The sequence below is a fragment of the bacterium genome, assembly GCA_026129405.1.
Taxonomy (GTDB): Bacteria; Desulfobacterota; Binatia; order DP-6; family DP-6; genus JAHCID01.
On sequence record JAHCID010000001.1, the window covers coordinates 1417480 to 1431770 of the forward strand.

Consider the following 14291-nt stretch of genomic DNA (forward strand, 5'->3'; position numbering starts at 1 on the left):
CGAGGCGAGCTTCGCCATCGTGCGCGGCCGCCGTCGAGGGTGTCAAGGTCCGCGGCTCCACGGCTCGCGCCTTGCCGCGTGGCGGCGCGGCTTGGTACTGCCGGCGCATGTCCGGCCCGCTCGCAGGTCTGCGCATCCTCGACCTCGGCACGCGCATCGGTGCGCCGTTCGCCGCCACCCTGCTCGGCGACCTCGGTGCCGAGGTCATCAAGGTGGAGCTGCCGGGGCAGGGCGACTTCATGCGCACCATCGGCCCCTTCGTGGGCGGCCACTCGCTCTTCTGGGCGGTCGAGGGGCGGAGCCGCAAATCGATCACCCTCGACCTGCGCAAGCCGGACGGCCAGGCGCTCCTGAAGCGCCTCGTGCCGCTCGCCGACGCCATCGTCGAGAACTTCCAGCCGGGCACGCTCGAGGGCTGGGGGCTCGGCTACGAGGTCCTCGCGCAGCTGAACCCCGGCATCGTGCTGACGCGGGTCTCGGTCTACGGCCAGACCGGGCCGTACCGCGATCGCCCCGGGCTCGATCGCAACGGCATCGCCATGGGCGGGCTCATGTACGTGACCGGCTATCCGGACCGCCCGCCGGTGCGGCCCGGCGTCATCGTCTCGGACTACCTCACCGGCGTCTTCAACGCCTTCTCGATCCTGGCCGCGATCTACGAGCGCGACCGCCGCGCACGCGAGACCGGGGCGCCGCCGCGCGGGCAGTGGGTCGACCTGTCGCTCTACGAGTCGATCCTGCGGATCATGGAGCACACGCTCGCGACCTACGACCGGCTCGGTGTCGTGCGCGAGCGCGAGGGCAACCGGCTGCGCAATTCGGCGCCGCTCGACAACTGGGAGACGGCCGACGGCAAATGGCTGTGCATCATCGCCGCCGGTGACGGCCTGTTCCCGCGTCTCTGTCGCGCGATGGAGCGTCCCGACCTGCTGGAGGACCCGCGCTTCCGCTCGATGGCGACGCGGGCCGAGCACGGCGACGTGATCAACGCGATCGTCGCCGAGTGGGTGCGGGGCCGCACCTCGGCCGAGCTGCAGGCGATCCTCGAGCGGCACGAGGTGCCGTTCGGCGTCGCCTACTCGGTGGCCGACATCTTTGCGGACCCGCACGTCGCGGCGCGCGGCGCGATCGCGACGGTCGACGATCCGGTGATCGGCCCCACTCGCATGCAGGGCGTCTATCCGCGCTTCTCGCGCACGCCGGGCGACGCGCCCCACGGCGCGCCGACGCTGGGCGCCGACAACGACGCCGTGTACGGCGAGCTCCTCGGGCTCTCGGCCGAGGAGCGGGATCGGCTGCGCCGCGACGGCGTGATCTAGTGTCCCGAGTCCGAAGCTCGTTGCCGGAGATCGGGTGGGATCGCGCCGCCCGGCGCGACCGCGGCCTTGCGGAGCCCCGCGCCGGGACGCGACCGGCGGTCTCGCACGGGGCGATTTGTCGCCGCGCGCCGACCCTGGTAGCGAGCCCGAATGACGAATCCGTCCGCGGTCGAGAAGGGCAAGGTCGTCGGCCTCCGCTACACGCTCCGCAACGCCTCCGGCACGGTGCTCGACGAGTGCACCGACGAGGCGCCGATGGAATACCTGCACGGCGCCGGCAACATCGTCCCCGGGCTCGAGCGCGCGCTCGAAGGCCGCTCGCTCGGCGACAAGCTGCGCGTCCAGGTGCCCGCCGTCGACGGCTACGGGGAGCGCCAGAGCAAGGGCCCGCAGGCGGTGCCGCGCAGCGCCTTCCCGTCCGACGCCCCCATCGAGCCCGGCATGCAGTTCATCGCCGACGAGGGCGAAGGCCGGCAGGTGATGCTGTGGGTGACGAAGGTCGACGCGACCACCGTCCACGTCGACATCGACCACCCGCTCGCCGGCGTCGACCTCGACTTCGAGGTCGAAATCGCTACCCTGCGCGACGCCACCTCGACCGAGATCGAGCACGGGCACCCGCACGGCGGCGACCACGATCATCATCACTGAGGCGCGCCATGCGCATCGACGCCGGTCTCACGATCACCCAGCTCGCGGACGTGCCGCAGCGCGCCCGCGAGCTGGAGGCGCTCGGCTACGACGGCCTCTTCACCTTCGAGGGCCAGACCGATCCGTTCCTGCCGCTGGTGCTCGCCGCCGAGCACACGACGCGGCCGCAGCTGATGACCGCCGTCGCGCTCGCGTTCCCGCGCAGCCCGATGACGCTGGCCTACGTCGGCCACGACCTCCAGGTGCAGTCGAGCGGGCGCTTCGTGCTCGGGCTCGGCGCGCAGATCCGGGTCCACGTCGAGAAGCGCTACGGCGCGGCGTGGAACCCGCCCGTCGCCCGCATGCGCGAGTACGTGCTCGCCCTGCGCGCCATCTGGCGCTGCTGGAACGAGGGCGAGCGTCTCGACTTCCGCGGCAAGTACTGGACGCACACCCTGATGACGCCGATCTTCGTGCCGCCGCCGTCGCCGTGGGGGCCGCCGAAGGTCTTCCTCGCCGCCGTCCAGCCGCGCATGACCGAGGTGGCGGGCGAGGTCGCGGACGGCGTCTTCGTCCACCCGTTCCACTCGACGCGCTTCCTCGACGAGCGTCTGCTGCCGGCGCTCGGCCTCGGCCTCGCGAAGAGCGGGCGCGCGCGCGGCGACGTCGAGATCGGCGCCCAGGTGCTGCTCGTCACCGGCGTCGACGACGAGGCCATGGCGCAGAGCGCCGTGATGGTGCGCCAGCAGCTCGCGTTCTACGCCTCCACGCCGGCGTACCGTCCCGTGCTCGAGGTGCACGGCTGGGGCGATCTCCAGACCGAGCTGCACGCGCTCACCAAGCAGGGGCGGTGGGTCGAGATGGGCGATCGCATCACCGACGACATGCTCGACACCTTCGCCGTGCGCGGCACCCCCGAGGAGCTGCCGGCGAAGCTACGGGCGCGCTACGGCCGCCGCGTCGAGCGCCTCAGCCTGTCGACCTACTCGGGGCTCGAGACCAGCGACCGGGCGCGGTGGCGCGCGGTCGTCGCGGCGCTGCGCTAGCGCTCGTGGCCACGTCACCGGCCGGCCGCGTCGCGGCCGCCGGGCCGAGCCCGGCGACGACGAGCGCTCGCCGGACCGCGTAGACCCTGCCACGCCGGCGCGCCCGTCTGCACAATGTACAGCCCCTCCGTGCCGCCGCACGCGGGGCGCCACGCGCCGCCGTCCGGCACGCGGTGTGCACCGTGTGCTCGCGAATCGATCGCTCGCGACACGGAGCACGCACATGGCGCCATCCGATCTGCACGACGTTCCCCCGACGCTCGCGGCCCGCGGCGTTCCCCGTCCGGAATCGCGTCCCGGCGACGACGGTCCCGGGGCGCCGGCGCGACGGCGGCGCCTCGGCCCCCTCGGCCTGTCGCTCGTCCTCGTCCTGGCGGGGACGTCGCTGGCGTTGATGATCGCCCCCGCGGGCATGCTCGTGGTCGGAATCGGAATCGCGCTCGGCGCGTGGAGCCTGCTCGCCGGCGCCACGGACGGCCCCGGCGGACGCACGCGCCGCCGCTGACGCCGAGCCCGCGACCCGCGAGCGGGGCGTCGTCGGCCCGGGGCGGACCTCAGCGCCACGGGCCGTCGCGCAGCGCGCGCTTCACGATCTTGCCGCTGGCGGTGCGTGGAAACGCGTCGACGATCGCGAGCCGCTCGGGCAGCTTGCGCTTCGACAGACCGCGAGCGAGCAGATGTGTCGCGAGCTCCGCGAGCGTCGGCGACGGCGCGCCGGGATGGAGGCGCAGCACCGCGCCGATCAGCTCGCCCGCGGCAGCGTCGGGGACGCCGACCAGCGCCGCCTCGGCCACGGCGGGATGCGTGACGAGCAGCTCCTCGACCTCGCGCGCGCTCACGTTCTCGCCCTTGCGGATGAGGATGTCCTTCTTGCGGCCGGTGATGCGCAGGAAGCCGTCGGCGTCGGCGACGCCGAGGTCGCCGGTGCGGAACCAGCCGTCGGGCGTGAAGGCCTCGGCGTTGGCGGTGGCGTCGAGATAGCCGAGGAAGCACTCCGGCCCGACGGCGACGACCTCGCCCTCGGCGCCGGCGGCGACCGGCGCGCCGTCCTCGTCGACGACGCGCATCTCCGCGGCGCCGATCGCGCGGCCCTCGGAGTCGACGCGGCGCGCGGGCGGGTCGTCGGGCGCGGTGGTCGTGATCGTCGGGAACTCGGTGGAGCCGTAGACGCGCTTCGCGACGCAGCCGAGGCGTGCGGCCGCCTCGGCGACGAGCGCGGGGTCGACGTCGGCGCCGCCGCACGAGAAGAGGCGGAAGGACGTGACGTCGGTGTCCGCGAGCGCCGGATGCGAGGCGAGGTCGCGCAGGAAGGTCGGGGCGCCCACCATGTAGGTGACGTGCTCCGCCGCGATCAGCGCGAGCGCCCGCGCCGGATCCCAGCGCGGCATCAGCACCGCCGTCGTGCCGAGCGCCGCGGGCACGAGCATCGCGTGCACGATCCCCGAGACGTGCGTCAGCGGCGACGGCATCAGCGTCACGTCGCCGGGAGCGAGGCCGTGCACCGGACCCAGGCTGTGCGCCTCCGCGAGCAGCGTCGCGTGCGTGTGCAGCACGCCCTTCGGCTCGGCCGTCGTGCCCGAGGTATAGATGAGGAGCGCGACGGCGTCGGGATCGTGCGGCGGGGACGGCGCCACGGCAACGCCGGCGGCGACGACGTCCCACGTCTCCATCGCGGCGGACGGTGCGTCGCGCACGACGACGACGTGCGCGAGCGCGGGCAGGTCGGCGCGGACCGTCGCGACGAGGGCGCGATGGTCGACGTCGCGCCAGCGGCCCGGCACGAAGAGCGCGCGCGCGCCGCTCTGGCGCAGCATGAAACGCAGCTCGTGCGCGCCCGCGATCGGCAGCACCGGCTGCGCCGTCGCACCGAGGCGGGCCGCGGCGAAGAAGACGACCACCGTCTCCCACCAGTTCGGCAGCTGAAACGCGACCACGTCGCCCGCGCCGATGCCGCGCGCGGCGAGGCCGGCGGCGAGCCGCTCCGCGCGCGCGGCGAGGGTCGCGAAGTCGAGCCGGTGCGCGTCTTCGATCAGTGCCGTGCAGGCGGGCGCGCGCGCGACCGTCGCCGCGAACGCCTCCCACAGCGTCTCGTCGCGCCAGGCCCCGCTCGCGCGCCACGCGGCGGCGCGCGCCGGCGGGCGGGTCGAGCGAAGCGGCGGCACGAGGCTCGTCATGCGGCAGCGTCCGGCATGGGGTCAAGGAACGAGCTGACGCGCCGTTCTGTTGACGGCCGAGTAGCGCGTATGTAACGACCCCCACCGATGCGGCGTCCGTGCGCCCGGGTACTGGTGTGGGGGCTGCTCGTCTGTGCCCCGGTGCTCGCCCATGCGGCCGACGTGCGCGACAACTTCTATGGCGTGAAGGCGCTGTCCGCCACGGAAGCCTGGGCGGCCGGCAACTTCGGCACCCTCTATCGCACCGACGACGGCGGCAAGTCGTGGACGCTCGCCGAGAGCGGCACGAAGCTCCCGCTTTTCGGCATCGACTTCGCCGACCAAACAGTTGGTTGGGCGGTCGGCAAGTCGGGCGTCATCCTGGGGACGAGCGACGGCGGCAAGCGCTGGAAGCTCCAGGAAAGCCCCATTCCGACAGACAAACACTTGTTCAAGGTCGAGGCGATCGACGCCAGGACCGCCTGGGCGGTGGGCGATTGGGGCGCCATCGCGGTCACCGACGACGGCGGCGCCACCTGGCAGGACCGCTCGCTCGGCAAGCTCACGGTGGCTCCGCCGGCGGCCGCGGGCGACCAGGCGCCGCTGCCCGTCTCCGACGACACCATCCTCTACGACGTCTCCTTCCCCGACCCGAAGCACGGGTTCATCGGGGGCGAGTTCGGCACCGTGCTCGCCACCGACGACGCCGGGGCCACCTGGCGCCAGCTGCGGACGCCGACCGAAAAGACGCTCTTCGGCCTCCACTTCACGACCCCGCGCGAGGGCTGGGCGGTCGGCATCGACGGCCTCGTGCTCCACACCACGGACGGCGGCGAGACCTGGAACGTCCAGCGCGGGCATCCCGAGGCGGCGGCGGTCGACGAGATCAGCTTCGTCGAGTCGATGCAGAACCCGGGCATGTACGCCGTGCGCGTCGACGGCCGCAACGGCGTCATCGTCGGCGACGTCGGCATGCTGCTCGTGTCGACGGACGGCGGACGCACGTGGCAGCGCCGCGAGCTCCCCGGCAAGGATCAGCTGCTCTGGCTGCGCGACGTTAGCTTCGCACCGGGGATGGGCGGGTTCCTCGTCGGTGCGGGCGGATTCGCGGCGCAGGTGCAGGACGGCACGGTCACGGTTCCCCGAACGGGTAAGGCAGCCGTTCCAGCGTCGTAGGCGTCGCGAGGTCGCATGCTCTCCCGTAAGACGATCGAGGCCTATCTCTTCTTCCTGCTCCGCCACAAAGTGGCGGTCTCCCTGGTCGTCGCGGCGATGACCCTCGGCCTGGCGTGGCTCACCTACACGCGGATGCACGTGCGGCCGGACTTCGCGAGCCTCTATCCGCCGAAGCATCCGTACATTCAGCTCTACAACGCCTACCGGCACATGTTCGGGACGGCGTTCACGGTCCAGATCGTCGTCGAGGTGAAGGACGGCACGATCTTCGACGACCCCGAGACGGTCCGGAAGGTCGACCGCATCACCGTCGAGCTGCTCCAGGAAGTGCCGGGCGTGAACGGCGAGCAGATCATCTCGATCACGCACCCGAAGCTGAAGACGACGATGACCGCGGGCTCGGGCATCAAGGTCGTGCCGCTGATGTATCCGCGGCTGCCCGAGACCGCCGAGGATTTGGCCTTCCTGAAGCAGAAGGTCTACACGACCGAGGGCGTCCACGGCTTCTTCGTCTCGGAGGACGACAAGGCCACCCAGATCGTCGCCGGCTTCTGGGAGGAGTACTTCGACGTCGAGACGATGTGGAAGAAGCTCCAGGCGATGAAGGAGCGCGAAGAGGACGCCAATCATCACATCTACATCACCGGCATGCCGGTGCTGTTCGGCTACTTCCAGGAGATCATGCCGCAGATGGTGAACGTCCTCGCGGCGTCCATCGTCATGATCCTCCTGATCCTCTGGATCGAGTTCCGCAGCTGGCAGGGGGTCGTCATCCCCGCCTTCTCGGGCGCGCTGTCGGCGATCTGGGGGCTCGGATTCGCGGCGATGTTCGGGATCAACCTCGATCCGCTGGTCCTCGTGATTCCGCTGCTCATCACGGCCAGAGCGCATTCGCACTCCGTGCAGTCGATGGAGCGCTATCACGAGGAGTACCATCGCCTGCGCGACAAGAATCAGGCGATCGTCAAGTCGTACACCGAGATCTACGCGCCGGCGATGGTGTCGCTCGCCGCCGACGGCCTCGCGGTCCTGACCCTCCTCGTGGCCCGCATCCCGATCATCCAGAAGCTCGCGTTGCTGTGCTTCTTCTGGATCGCGTCCATCTTCGTCAGCGTCGTCACGCTGCACCCGATCATCCTCGCCTACACGCCGCCGCCCGAGGAGGCCGACATCGGCAAGCCGGGGCCGCTCGAGCGCTTCATGTCGTGGATGGTGCTGGTGTCGATCGGGTGGATCGTGTGGCTCTACGGCTGGATGCCGGGAGAGCCGCTGGTCGCCATGCTGGCCTTCACGGCGCTCGGTGCGCTGGCCGACTTCCTCGGCTTCGTGCTGCCGGTCTACAGCCATGTCGGCCGCGCCGTCAGCCTCTTCCTCGACGCGTTCGGGTCGCTCTGCGGCATGCTCTACCTCCGGATCGAGCGCTCCCTCATCTGGTGCTCCGGCGGCTGGCGGCGCATCGGCATGGGGCTCTCGCTGGTCGCCCTGCTCGTCGTCGGCCTCTACTACCAGCACCAGCTGAAGGTCGGCGACACCACGCCCGGGGCGGCGCTGCTCTACGCCGACCATCCGTACAACGTGGCCTTCGCGCGCGTGAACCAGAAGTTCACCGGCGCGAGCCAGCTCGTCATCATCGCCGAGGGACTCGCGTACTGCACCGTCGGCGAGAAGCCCTGCGAGGGCGACGCCTGCACGCAGTGCGATCCCGACGTCGCGGGCGTGTGCGGGGCGACGGAGAAGTGCGTCCAGCGCGAGGGCGCGATCAAGAACGCCGACACGCTCGACAACCTCGACCTGTTCGCGCGCTACATGGGGCAACGCGACGAGGTCGGCGGCACGGTCACCGCGGCGTCGCTCCTCAAGAAGATCTTCCGCACGTTCCGCGAAGGCGATCCCAAGTGGGAGATGCTGCCGACGCGCAACGACCACATCGCGCAGCTCTTCTTCCTGCTGACGTCGAACACGCGGCGCGGCGAGATGGACCGCTTCTTCGACGCCGACTACAAGAACGCGACCGTCGCGATCTTCTACAAGGACTACACCCACGAGACGATCATGTCGTCGATCGCCCGCGCCAAGGAGTACATCGCGGCGCACGCGAACGACGAGCACCACGTCCGCTATCGTCTGGCCGGCGGCCTCATCGGCATCCTCGCCGCGGTCAACGAGGAGGTGGAGTGGTCGTACAAGGTCAACCTCCTCCTGATCCTCGTGGTGGTGTTCCTCTTGAGCTACGCGACCTACGTATCGGTGGTCGGCGCGCTCATCGTGATGCTGCCGTCGCTGGTGGCGCAGCCGCTCAGCGAGGCGATGATGTATCTGCTCGGCATCGACTTCAACATCAACTCGCTGCCCGTCGCCGCGGTCGGCATCGGCATCGGCATCGACTACGGCTACTACGTGCTCTCGCGCATCGTGGAGGAGCTGAAGGCGGGCGACGAGGAGGGCTTCGACAGCGCCATCCGCGCGATGTTCGAGACCACCGGGAAGACGGTGCTCTTCACCGGCGTCTCGCTCACCGCCAGCATCATCTTCTGGTGCTTCTTCCCGATGAAGTTCCAGGCGGACATGGCGCTGCTGCTGGTGCTGCTGCTCGGCTTCCACCTTCTCGGCGCGCTCATGTTCATCCCGCCCATGGTGTCGCTCTTCAAGCCGCACTTCGCGGTGAAGTACGCCGAGGAGCGCCGCCGGATCCAGCGCGCCGAGCACGCCGCGGCCGAGGCGATGACCCCGCGCATGGGCGCGACGGGCGCATAGGCCGCGCGCTCGCGGCGCTCGTCCGGGTGCCCACGGGCGGCCCGGCTTGCTAGAGGCGGAGCCAAGGAGGGTTCCGCATGCGCGCGTTCGTCCGGACGATCGTCACCATCCTCGTTGGTGGACTGCTCTTTCTCGTTCCCGTGGTCCTGAGCGTCCTCGTGGTCAGCCAGGCCCTGCGGCTGGCGGCGAGGGTTCTCGCGCCGATCGCGCACGTCCTGCCGCTCGGCAGCGTGGCGGGCTTCGCGGCGGCCAACGTCATCGCCGGCGTGCTGCTGCTGGTCGCCTGCTTCGTCGCCGGGCTCGTCGCGCGGACGCGACCGGGCGTCCTCGTCGGGCGGCGGCTCGAGCATGCGGTCCTGCGCAAGATGCCGGGCTTCACGTTCCTCAAGAGCGCGGCGCAGGGATTCGTCGGCCTCGAGGGCACGTCCGAGGTGCAGACGGCGCTCGCGCGGGTCGAGGACGGCTGGGTGCCGGCGTTCATCGTCGAGCGCCACCGCAGCGGGCTCTGCACGGTCTTCGTGCCGAGCGTGCCGACGCCGGCGGCGGGCACCGTCTACCTGCTTCCGCCGGACCGCGTCCGGCCGCTCGACGTGCCGGTCGCGACGATGGCCGGCGTGGTGATGCGGCTCGGCGTCGGGCTCCGCGATCTCGTGGAGCCCGACGGCCGCCCGGCTCAGGGCTTGTCGACGGCGATCGCGACCGCCTCGGTGTAGGTGATCTCGAGCAGGTCGCCGGCCTTCACCTTCTCGAGGTTGGCAGGGTCCTGGACGTCGACGGTCGTGGTGCTGCCGTCGCCGCCCTGGAGGGTCAGCGTCTGCCGCTCCTTGTCGACCTTCTTCACCTTGGCGACGATGGTGAGGGTGGTCGCGCCGGCGCCGCCGGGCTTCTGTCCGGGCGGGGCGGTCTGGATGTCGTCCGTGGCGACGATGCCCGGCTTCACCTCGCCGGGCTTCTTCACGCTGACGGCGAGCGATTCGTAGTACGCGGCGGTGACCTGGTCGCCCTTGCGGACCTGGGCGAGGTTCTTCACCTCGTCGCCGACCTTCAGCGTGGCCTCGTTGCCCTCGGGTCCGCGCAGCGTGACCGTGCGCTTCGCCTGGTCGATGGCGACGACCTCGGCCGTCATGGTCGTGATCTTGCGCTGCTCGATGCCGGTCTGGCTCGTGCTGCTGGTGACGGTGGTCGTGGGCGCCGGCAGCGCCTCGGGCTGCCTCTTGGCGCAGCCGGCGGCGAGGACGGCGGTGAGGGCGAGGGTGGAGGCCGCGAGGTGACGGGTCATCGTCTCGCGCCTTATGCGGATTCGGCCGAGCTGTCTACGCTGTCTGGCGCGACGCCGCGCCGCCATCTATCGAGAGACGATGTCCGCCGAGCACGAGCGACTCGAAGCATGCCGCCGCGAGGCGGTCCCGTGGCGCCGCTGGGGGCCGTACCTCAGCGAGCGCCAGTGGGGCACCGTGCGCGAGGACTACAGTCCCGACGGCTCGGCCTGGGAGTCGTTTCCGCACGATCATGCGCGCTCGCGCGCGTATCGTTGGGGCGAGGACGGCATCGCCGGCTGGTCCGACGACCAGCAGCGGCTCTGCTTCGCGCTCGCGCTCTGGAACGGCAAGGACCCGATCCTGAAGGAGCGCATGTTCGGGCTCGCCAACGGCGAGGGCAACCACGGCGAGGACGTGAAGGAGTACTGGTTCTACCTCGACGGCACGCCGACCCATTCGTACATGCGCTGCCTCTACAAATACCCGCAGCGCGCCTTCCCCTATGCCGACCTCGTCGAGACCAACCGCGCGCGCACGCGCACCGAGCTCGAGTACGAGCTGCTCGACACGGGCGTCTTCGCCGACGACCGCTACTTCGACGTCGAGGTCGAGTACGCGAAGGCGTCGCCCGAGGACACCCTGGTGCGCATCACGGCGCACAACCGCGGCCCCGACGCGGCGGTGCTGCACCTCCTGCCGACGCTGTGGTTCCGCAACACGTGGTCCCATCGGCCCGACGCCGAGCGCCCTCTCCTCTGGGACGCGGCCGGCGTGGTGATCGCCGAGCACCCGGCGCTCGGCACGATGCACCTCCACGTCGAGGACGTCGCGACGCTCGTCTTCACCGAGAACGAGACCAACACCGCGCGCCTCGGCGGACGACCCAACGCGACGCCGTGGGTGAAGGACGCCTTCCACACCTGGCTCGTCGACGGCCGTCCCGGCGCGGTGAATCCGGGCCGCCGCGGTACGAAGGCGGCGGCACACCGCCGCGCCGAGGTGCCGGCGGGCGGGACGATGGTGATGCGCCTGCGCCTGCGGCGCCCCGACGCGACCGACCCGTTCGCCGACTTCGACGCCAGCGTCGCGACGCGCCGGGCGGAGGCCGACGCCTTCCACGACACGCTCGCGCCCGCGGCCCTCGGCGAGGACGGCCGCCGCGTGCTGCGCCAGTCGGTCGCCGGGATGCTCTGGGGCAAGCAGTACTACTACTTCGACGTCGACCAGTGGCTGCGCGAGCACGGCGCCAGCCCGTCGCTGCCGCGCCGCCTCGGGCAGCGCAACGGCGACTGGTTCCACATGCTCAACGACGACGTCATCTCGATGCCCGACAAGTGGGAGTACCCGTGGTACGCGGCGTGGGACCTCGCCTTCCACGCGGTCGCGCTGGCGCCCGTCGACGTCGACTTCGCGAAGAGCCAGCTCACGCTCATGCTGCGCGAGCTGTACCTCCACCCGAACGGCCAGATGCCCGCCTACGAGTGGAACTTCGGCGACGTCAACCCGCCGGTGCACGCGTGGGCCGTCTATCACGTGTGGGCGATGGAGCGGGCGATGCGCGGCACCGGCGACCACGCCTTCCTGCGCGACGCCTTCCACAAGCTGCTCGTCAACTTCACCTGGTGGGTGAACCGCAAGGATCCGACCGGGCGCAACGTCTTCGAGGGCGGCTTCCTCGGGCTCGACAACATCGGCGTCTTCGACCGCTCGAAGCCGCTGCCGACCGGCGGCCACCTCGAGCAGGCCGACGGCACGGCGTGGATGGCGCTCTTCTGCCAGAGCATGCTCCAGATCGCGCTCGAGCTGGCTGCCGACGATCCGTTGTACGAGGATCTCGCCCTCAAGTTCGTCGAGCACTTCCTGTGGATCGCCGCCGCGATGGACCGCATGGGCGAGGCGCACGACGACCTCTGGGACGACGAGGACGGCTTCTTCTACGACCTGCTGCGCCTGCCCGACGGCACGGCGATGCGCCTCAAGGTGCGCTCGCTCGTCGGGCTCCTGCCGCTCTGCGCGACCACGGTCTTCCCCGCCGGGCTCGAGACGCGCTTCCCGAACCTGCTCGCGCGCATCCGGCGCTTCCTCGCGCGGCGGCCGGAGGTCACGGAAGGCATCGCGCCGCTGGCGCCGGGGCTCGGCGGGCGGCGGATGCTCGGCATCCTCGGGCCCGACAAGCTCCGCCGCGTGCTGGCCCGTCTCCTCGACGAAGACGAGTTCCTCTCGCCGCACGGCATTCGCGCGCTCTCGCGCCACCACCTGCGCCACCCGTTCGTCTTCGTCGCCGGCGGCGAGGAGCACCGCGTGGCCTACGAGCCGGCGGAGTCGACGTCGGGCCTCTTCGGCGGCAACTCCAACTGGCGCGGTCCGGTGTGGATGCCGATGAACCTCCTCATCGTGCGCGCGCTGGTGCAGCTGTACGCCTACCACGGCGACGATTTCCGGGTGGAATGTCCGACCGGCTCGGGGCGGATGTGCACGCTCTACGAGGTCGCCATGGAGGTGGTGCGCCGGCTGAACGGCATCTTCCTGCGCGGCGCCGACGGCCGCCGTCCCGTGTTCGGCGGCGCGGAGAAGTTCCAGGCCGATCCGTACTGGCGCGATCACCTGCTCTTCTACGAGTACTTCCACGGCGACGACGGTGCCGGCATCGGCGCCAGCCACCAGACGGGGTGGACCGGGCTCGTCGGCCGCCTGATCGCACTCTCCGCGGACATGACGCCCGAGGCAGCACGCAGCCACGAGGGCGTGGTCGCCGTCGTGCGGCCGGCGCTGCCGGGGCGGGCGTAGGCGCAATGCGCGCGCCCGACGGTGCCAGCTCATCGCCCTTGCGTCCTGGTTCATCCTTACAATTCCTGAAGCTCCCCGGCCGGCGGAAGCCGTGGGCCATCGAGATCAAGCGCGGTCTCGCGCCGAGGTTCGAGCGCGGCTTTCAGCTCGCCTGTGAAACGGTGCGCCCGGATCGGCGCCTCATCGTGTATGGCGGCACCGAACGCTTCCCCATCGCCGACGGCGTGGAGGCGGTGCCGCTCGTCGAGCTGTGCGAGGAGGTAGGCGGCGTGAGGCGTCGAGCCGCTTTACGGAGCACTGCGGCCGGCGCTCGAGCCGTGGCGTGAACCTGAACGCCGCGTTCTCCTGCAGGTCGCCACGTTCGGAGTGATAGGCGCCGCAATTGCCGTCGGACCGCTCGTGTCCCGCAAGGTCGACCCGGTCCGTCGCTACCGCCTACGGCACGTGTGGCTGTCCGATGGAGTCATATCCAGGAAGAGGCAAGTCTGACGTCACGCCGAGGGCAAGCCAGGCCGCGGTTGTCGCGGACGGCTCTGCGCGCCGCCGCTGAACCGCAGGGTCGTTGGCGCACCAGCAACCCCAGTACCCGGTTGTCGACTCGGAAGCTCGATGCCGCCATGCGCTTCCGAGTTCGTTGCCGAGCGCCGTGGACTTGGTCGAGATCCTCGAGCGCCCCGAGGGCAAGACGCTGGAGTTCAAGCGTGACCTGTTCTCCCCGGACGGGGCGCTCAAGACCATCGTCGCCTTCGCCAACACGTCGGGCGGCACGCTCAAGCACTTCACGCTCAAGACCAAGCGCATGACGCGCGCCGACCTCGACGAGTTCGTCGCGTGCTACCGCCCCGGAGATCGGAACCAGCGGCAGGCGACGTGGTCCGAGGCGACGCCGGACGGCCGCTGGCGACCGTACGCCCACGACGAGATCCTCGCCCGCGACAAGGTGAGCCTCGACCTCTTCTGGCTGCGCGACGAGAGCCTGGAGGATTCGGCGAGCCTCCCCGAGCCGCACCTCTTGGCGCAGGAGATCGCCGACGACCTGCGCTCGGCGCTGGCGCAGATCGAGGACGTGCTCGGGGATCTGGAGCAGCGGGTGGATGCCGGCGCCAGCGAGGAGGCATAGGCGGTGGGCATCGCACGCCCGGTGCTCGTCGATGAGCTTCGGGCAAC

At 70.9% G+C, this 14291-nt stretch carries 12 protein-coding genes; 10 read left to right on the plus strand and 2 right to left on the minus strand.

Annotation, left to right across the window (positions count from 1 at the left end):
* The first annotated feature begins 107 nt into the window (after positions 1-107).
* The 4 genes from KIT14_06495 (at position 108) to KIT14_06510 (ending at position 3500) form a co-directional block, all read left to right on the plus strand.
* Entirely contained in the window at positions 108-1319 is a 1212-nt protein-coding gene (locus KIT14_06495) for a CoA transferase (GenBank protein MCW5890185.1), read from the plus strand.
* A 150-nt stretch (positions 1320-1469) separates the two neighbouring features.
* A complete protein-coding gene (locus tag KIT14_06500; protein ID MCW5890186.1) occupies positions 1470-1970 on the plus strand; it encodes a peptidylprolyl isomerase in 501 nt (166 codons plus the stop codon).
* Between the two features lie 8 nt (positions 1971-1978).
* Positions 1979-2995 (plus strand): TIGR03617 family F420-dependent LLM class oxidoreductase, encoded by a 1017-nt coding sequence (locus KIT14_06505; GenBank protein MCW5890187.1) that lies wholly within the window; start codon positions 1979-1981, stop codon positions 2993-2995.
* A gap of 223 nt (positions 2996-3218) precedes the next feature.
* Positions 3219-3500 carry a hypothetical protein gene (locus KIT14_06510; protein MCW5890188.1) on the plus strand — a complete coding sequence of 94 codons (282 nt, stop codon included), beginning with the start codon at positions 3219-3221 and terminating at the stop codon, positions 3498-3500.
* Positions 3501-3549: 49 nt separating this feature from the next.
* Here the strand turns inward: KIT14_06510 and KIT14_06515 are convergent, their stop codons facing one another.
* Positions 3550-5157: an AMP-binding protein gene (locus tag KIT14_06515; protein ID MCW5890189.1), complete on the minus strand. Its 1608-nt coding sequence runs from the start codon at positions 5155-5157 to the stop codon at positions 3550-3552.
* Between the two features lie 99 nt (positions 5158-5256).
* On the opposite strand from KIT14_06515, the gene KIT14_06520 reads away from it, so the two are divergent.
* From KIT14_06520 to KIT14_06530, 3 genes are all read left to right on the plus strand, one after another.
* Positions 5257-6324 carry a hypothetical protein gene (locus tag KIT14_06520; protein MCW5890190.1) on the plus strand — a complete coding sequence of 356 codons (1068 nt, stop codon included), beginning with the start codon at positions 5257-5259 and terminating at the stop codon, positions 6322-6324.
* Positions 6325-6339: 15 nt separating this feature from the next.
* Complete coding sequence (locus KIT14_06525) at positions 6340-9078, plus strand: MMPL family transporter (GenBank protein MCW5890191.1); 2739 nt, start codon at positions 6340-6342, stop codon at positions 9076-9078.
* A 77-nt stretch (positions 9079-9155) separates the two neighbouring features.
* The gene (locus KIT14_06530; GenBank protein ID MCW5890192.1) at positions 9156-9791 is read left to right on the plus strand and encodes a hypothetical protein; all 636 of its coding nucleotides are present in this window, start codon (positions 9156-9158) and stop codon (positions 9789-9791) included.
* Here the strand turns inward: KIT14_06530 and KIT14_06535 are convergent.
* Positions 9752-10357: a hypothetical protein gene (locus KIT14_06535; GenBank protein MCW5890193.1), complete on the minus strand. Its 606-nt coding sequence runs from the start codon at positions 10355-10357 to the stop codon at positions 9752-9754. The two genes, KIT14_06530 and KIT14_06535, sit on opposite strands and share 40 nt — an antisense overlap.
* Positions 10358-10436: 79 nt before the next feature.
* On the opposite strand from KIT14_06535, the gene KIT14_06540 reads away from it, so the two are divergent.
* The 3 genes from KIT14_06540 (at position 10437) to KIT14_06550 (ending at position 14244) form a co-directional block, all read left to right on the plus strand.
* Complete coding sequence (locus KIT14_06540) at positions 10437-13124, plus strand: glucosidase (GenBank protein ID MCW5890194.1); 2688 nt, start codon at positions 10437-10439, stop codon at positions 13122-13124.
* A gap of 5 nt (positions 13125-13129) precedes the next feature.
* Positions 13130-13450: a hypothetical protein gene (locus tag KIT14_06545; protein MCW5890195.1), complete on the plus strand. Its 321-nt coding sequence runs from the start codon at positions 13130-13132 to the stop codon at positions 13448-13450.
* Positions 13451-13770: 320 nt separating this feature from the next.
* The gene (locus tag KIT14_06550; GenBank protein ID MCW5890196.1) at positions 13771-14244 is read left to right on the plus strand and encodes an ATP-binding protein; all 474 of its coding nucleotides are present in this window, start codon (positions 13771-13773) and stop codon (positions 14242-14244) included.
* The last annotated feature ends 47 nt before the right edge of the window (positions 14245-14291 follow it).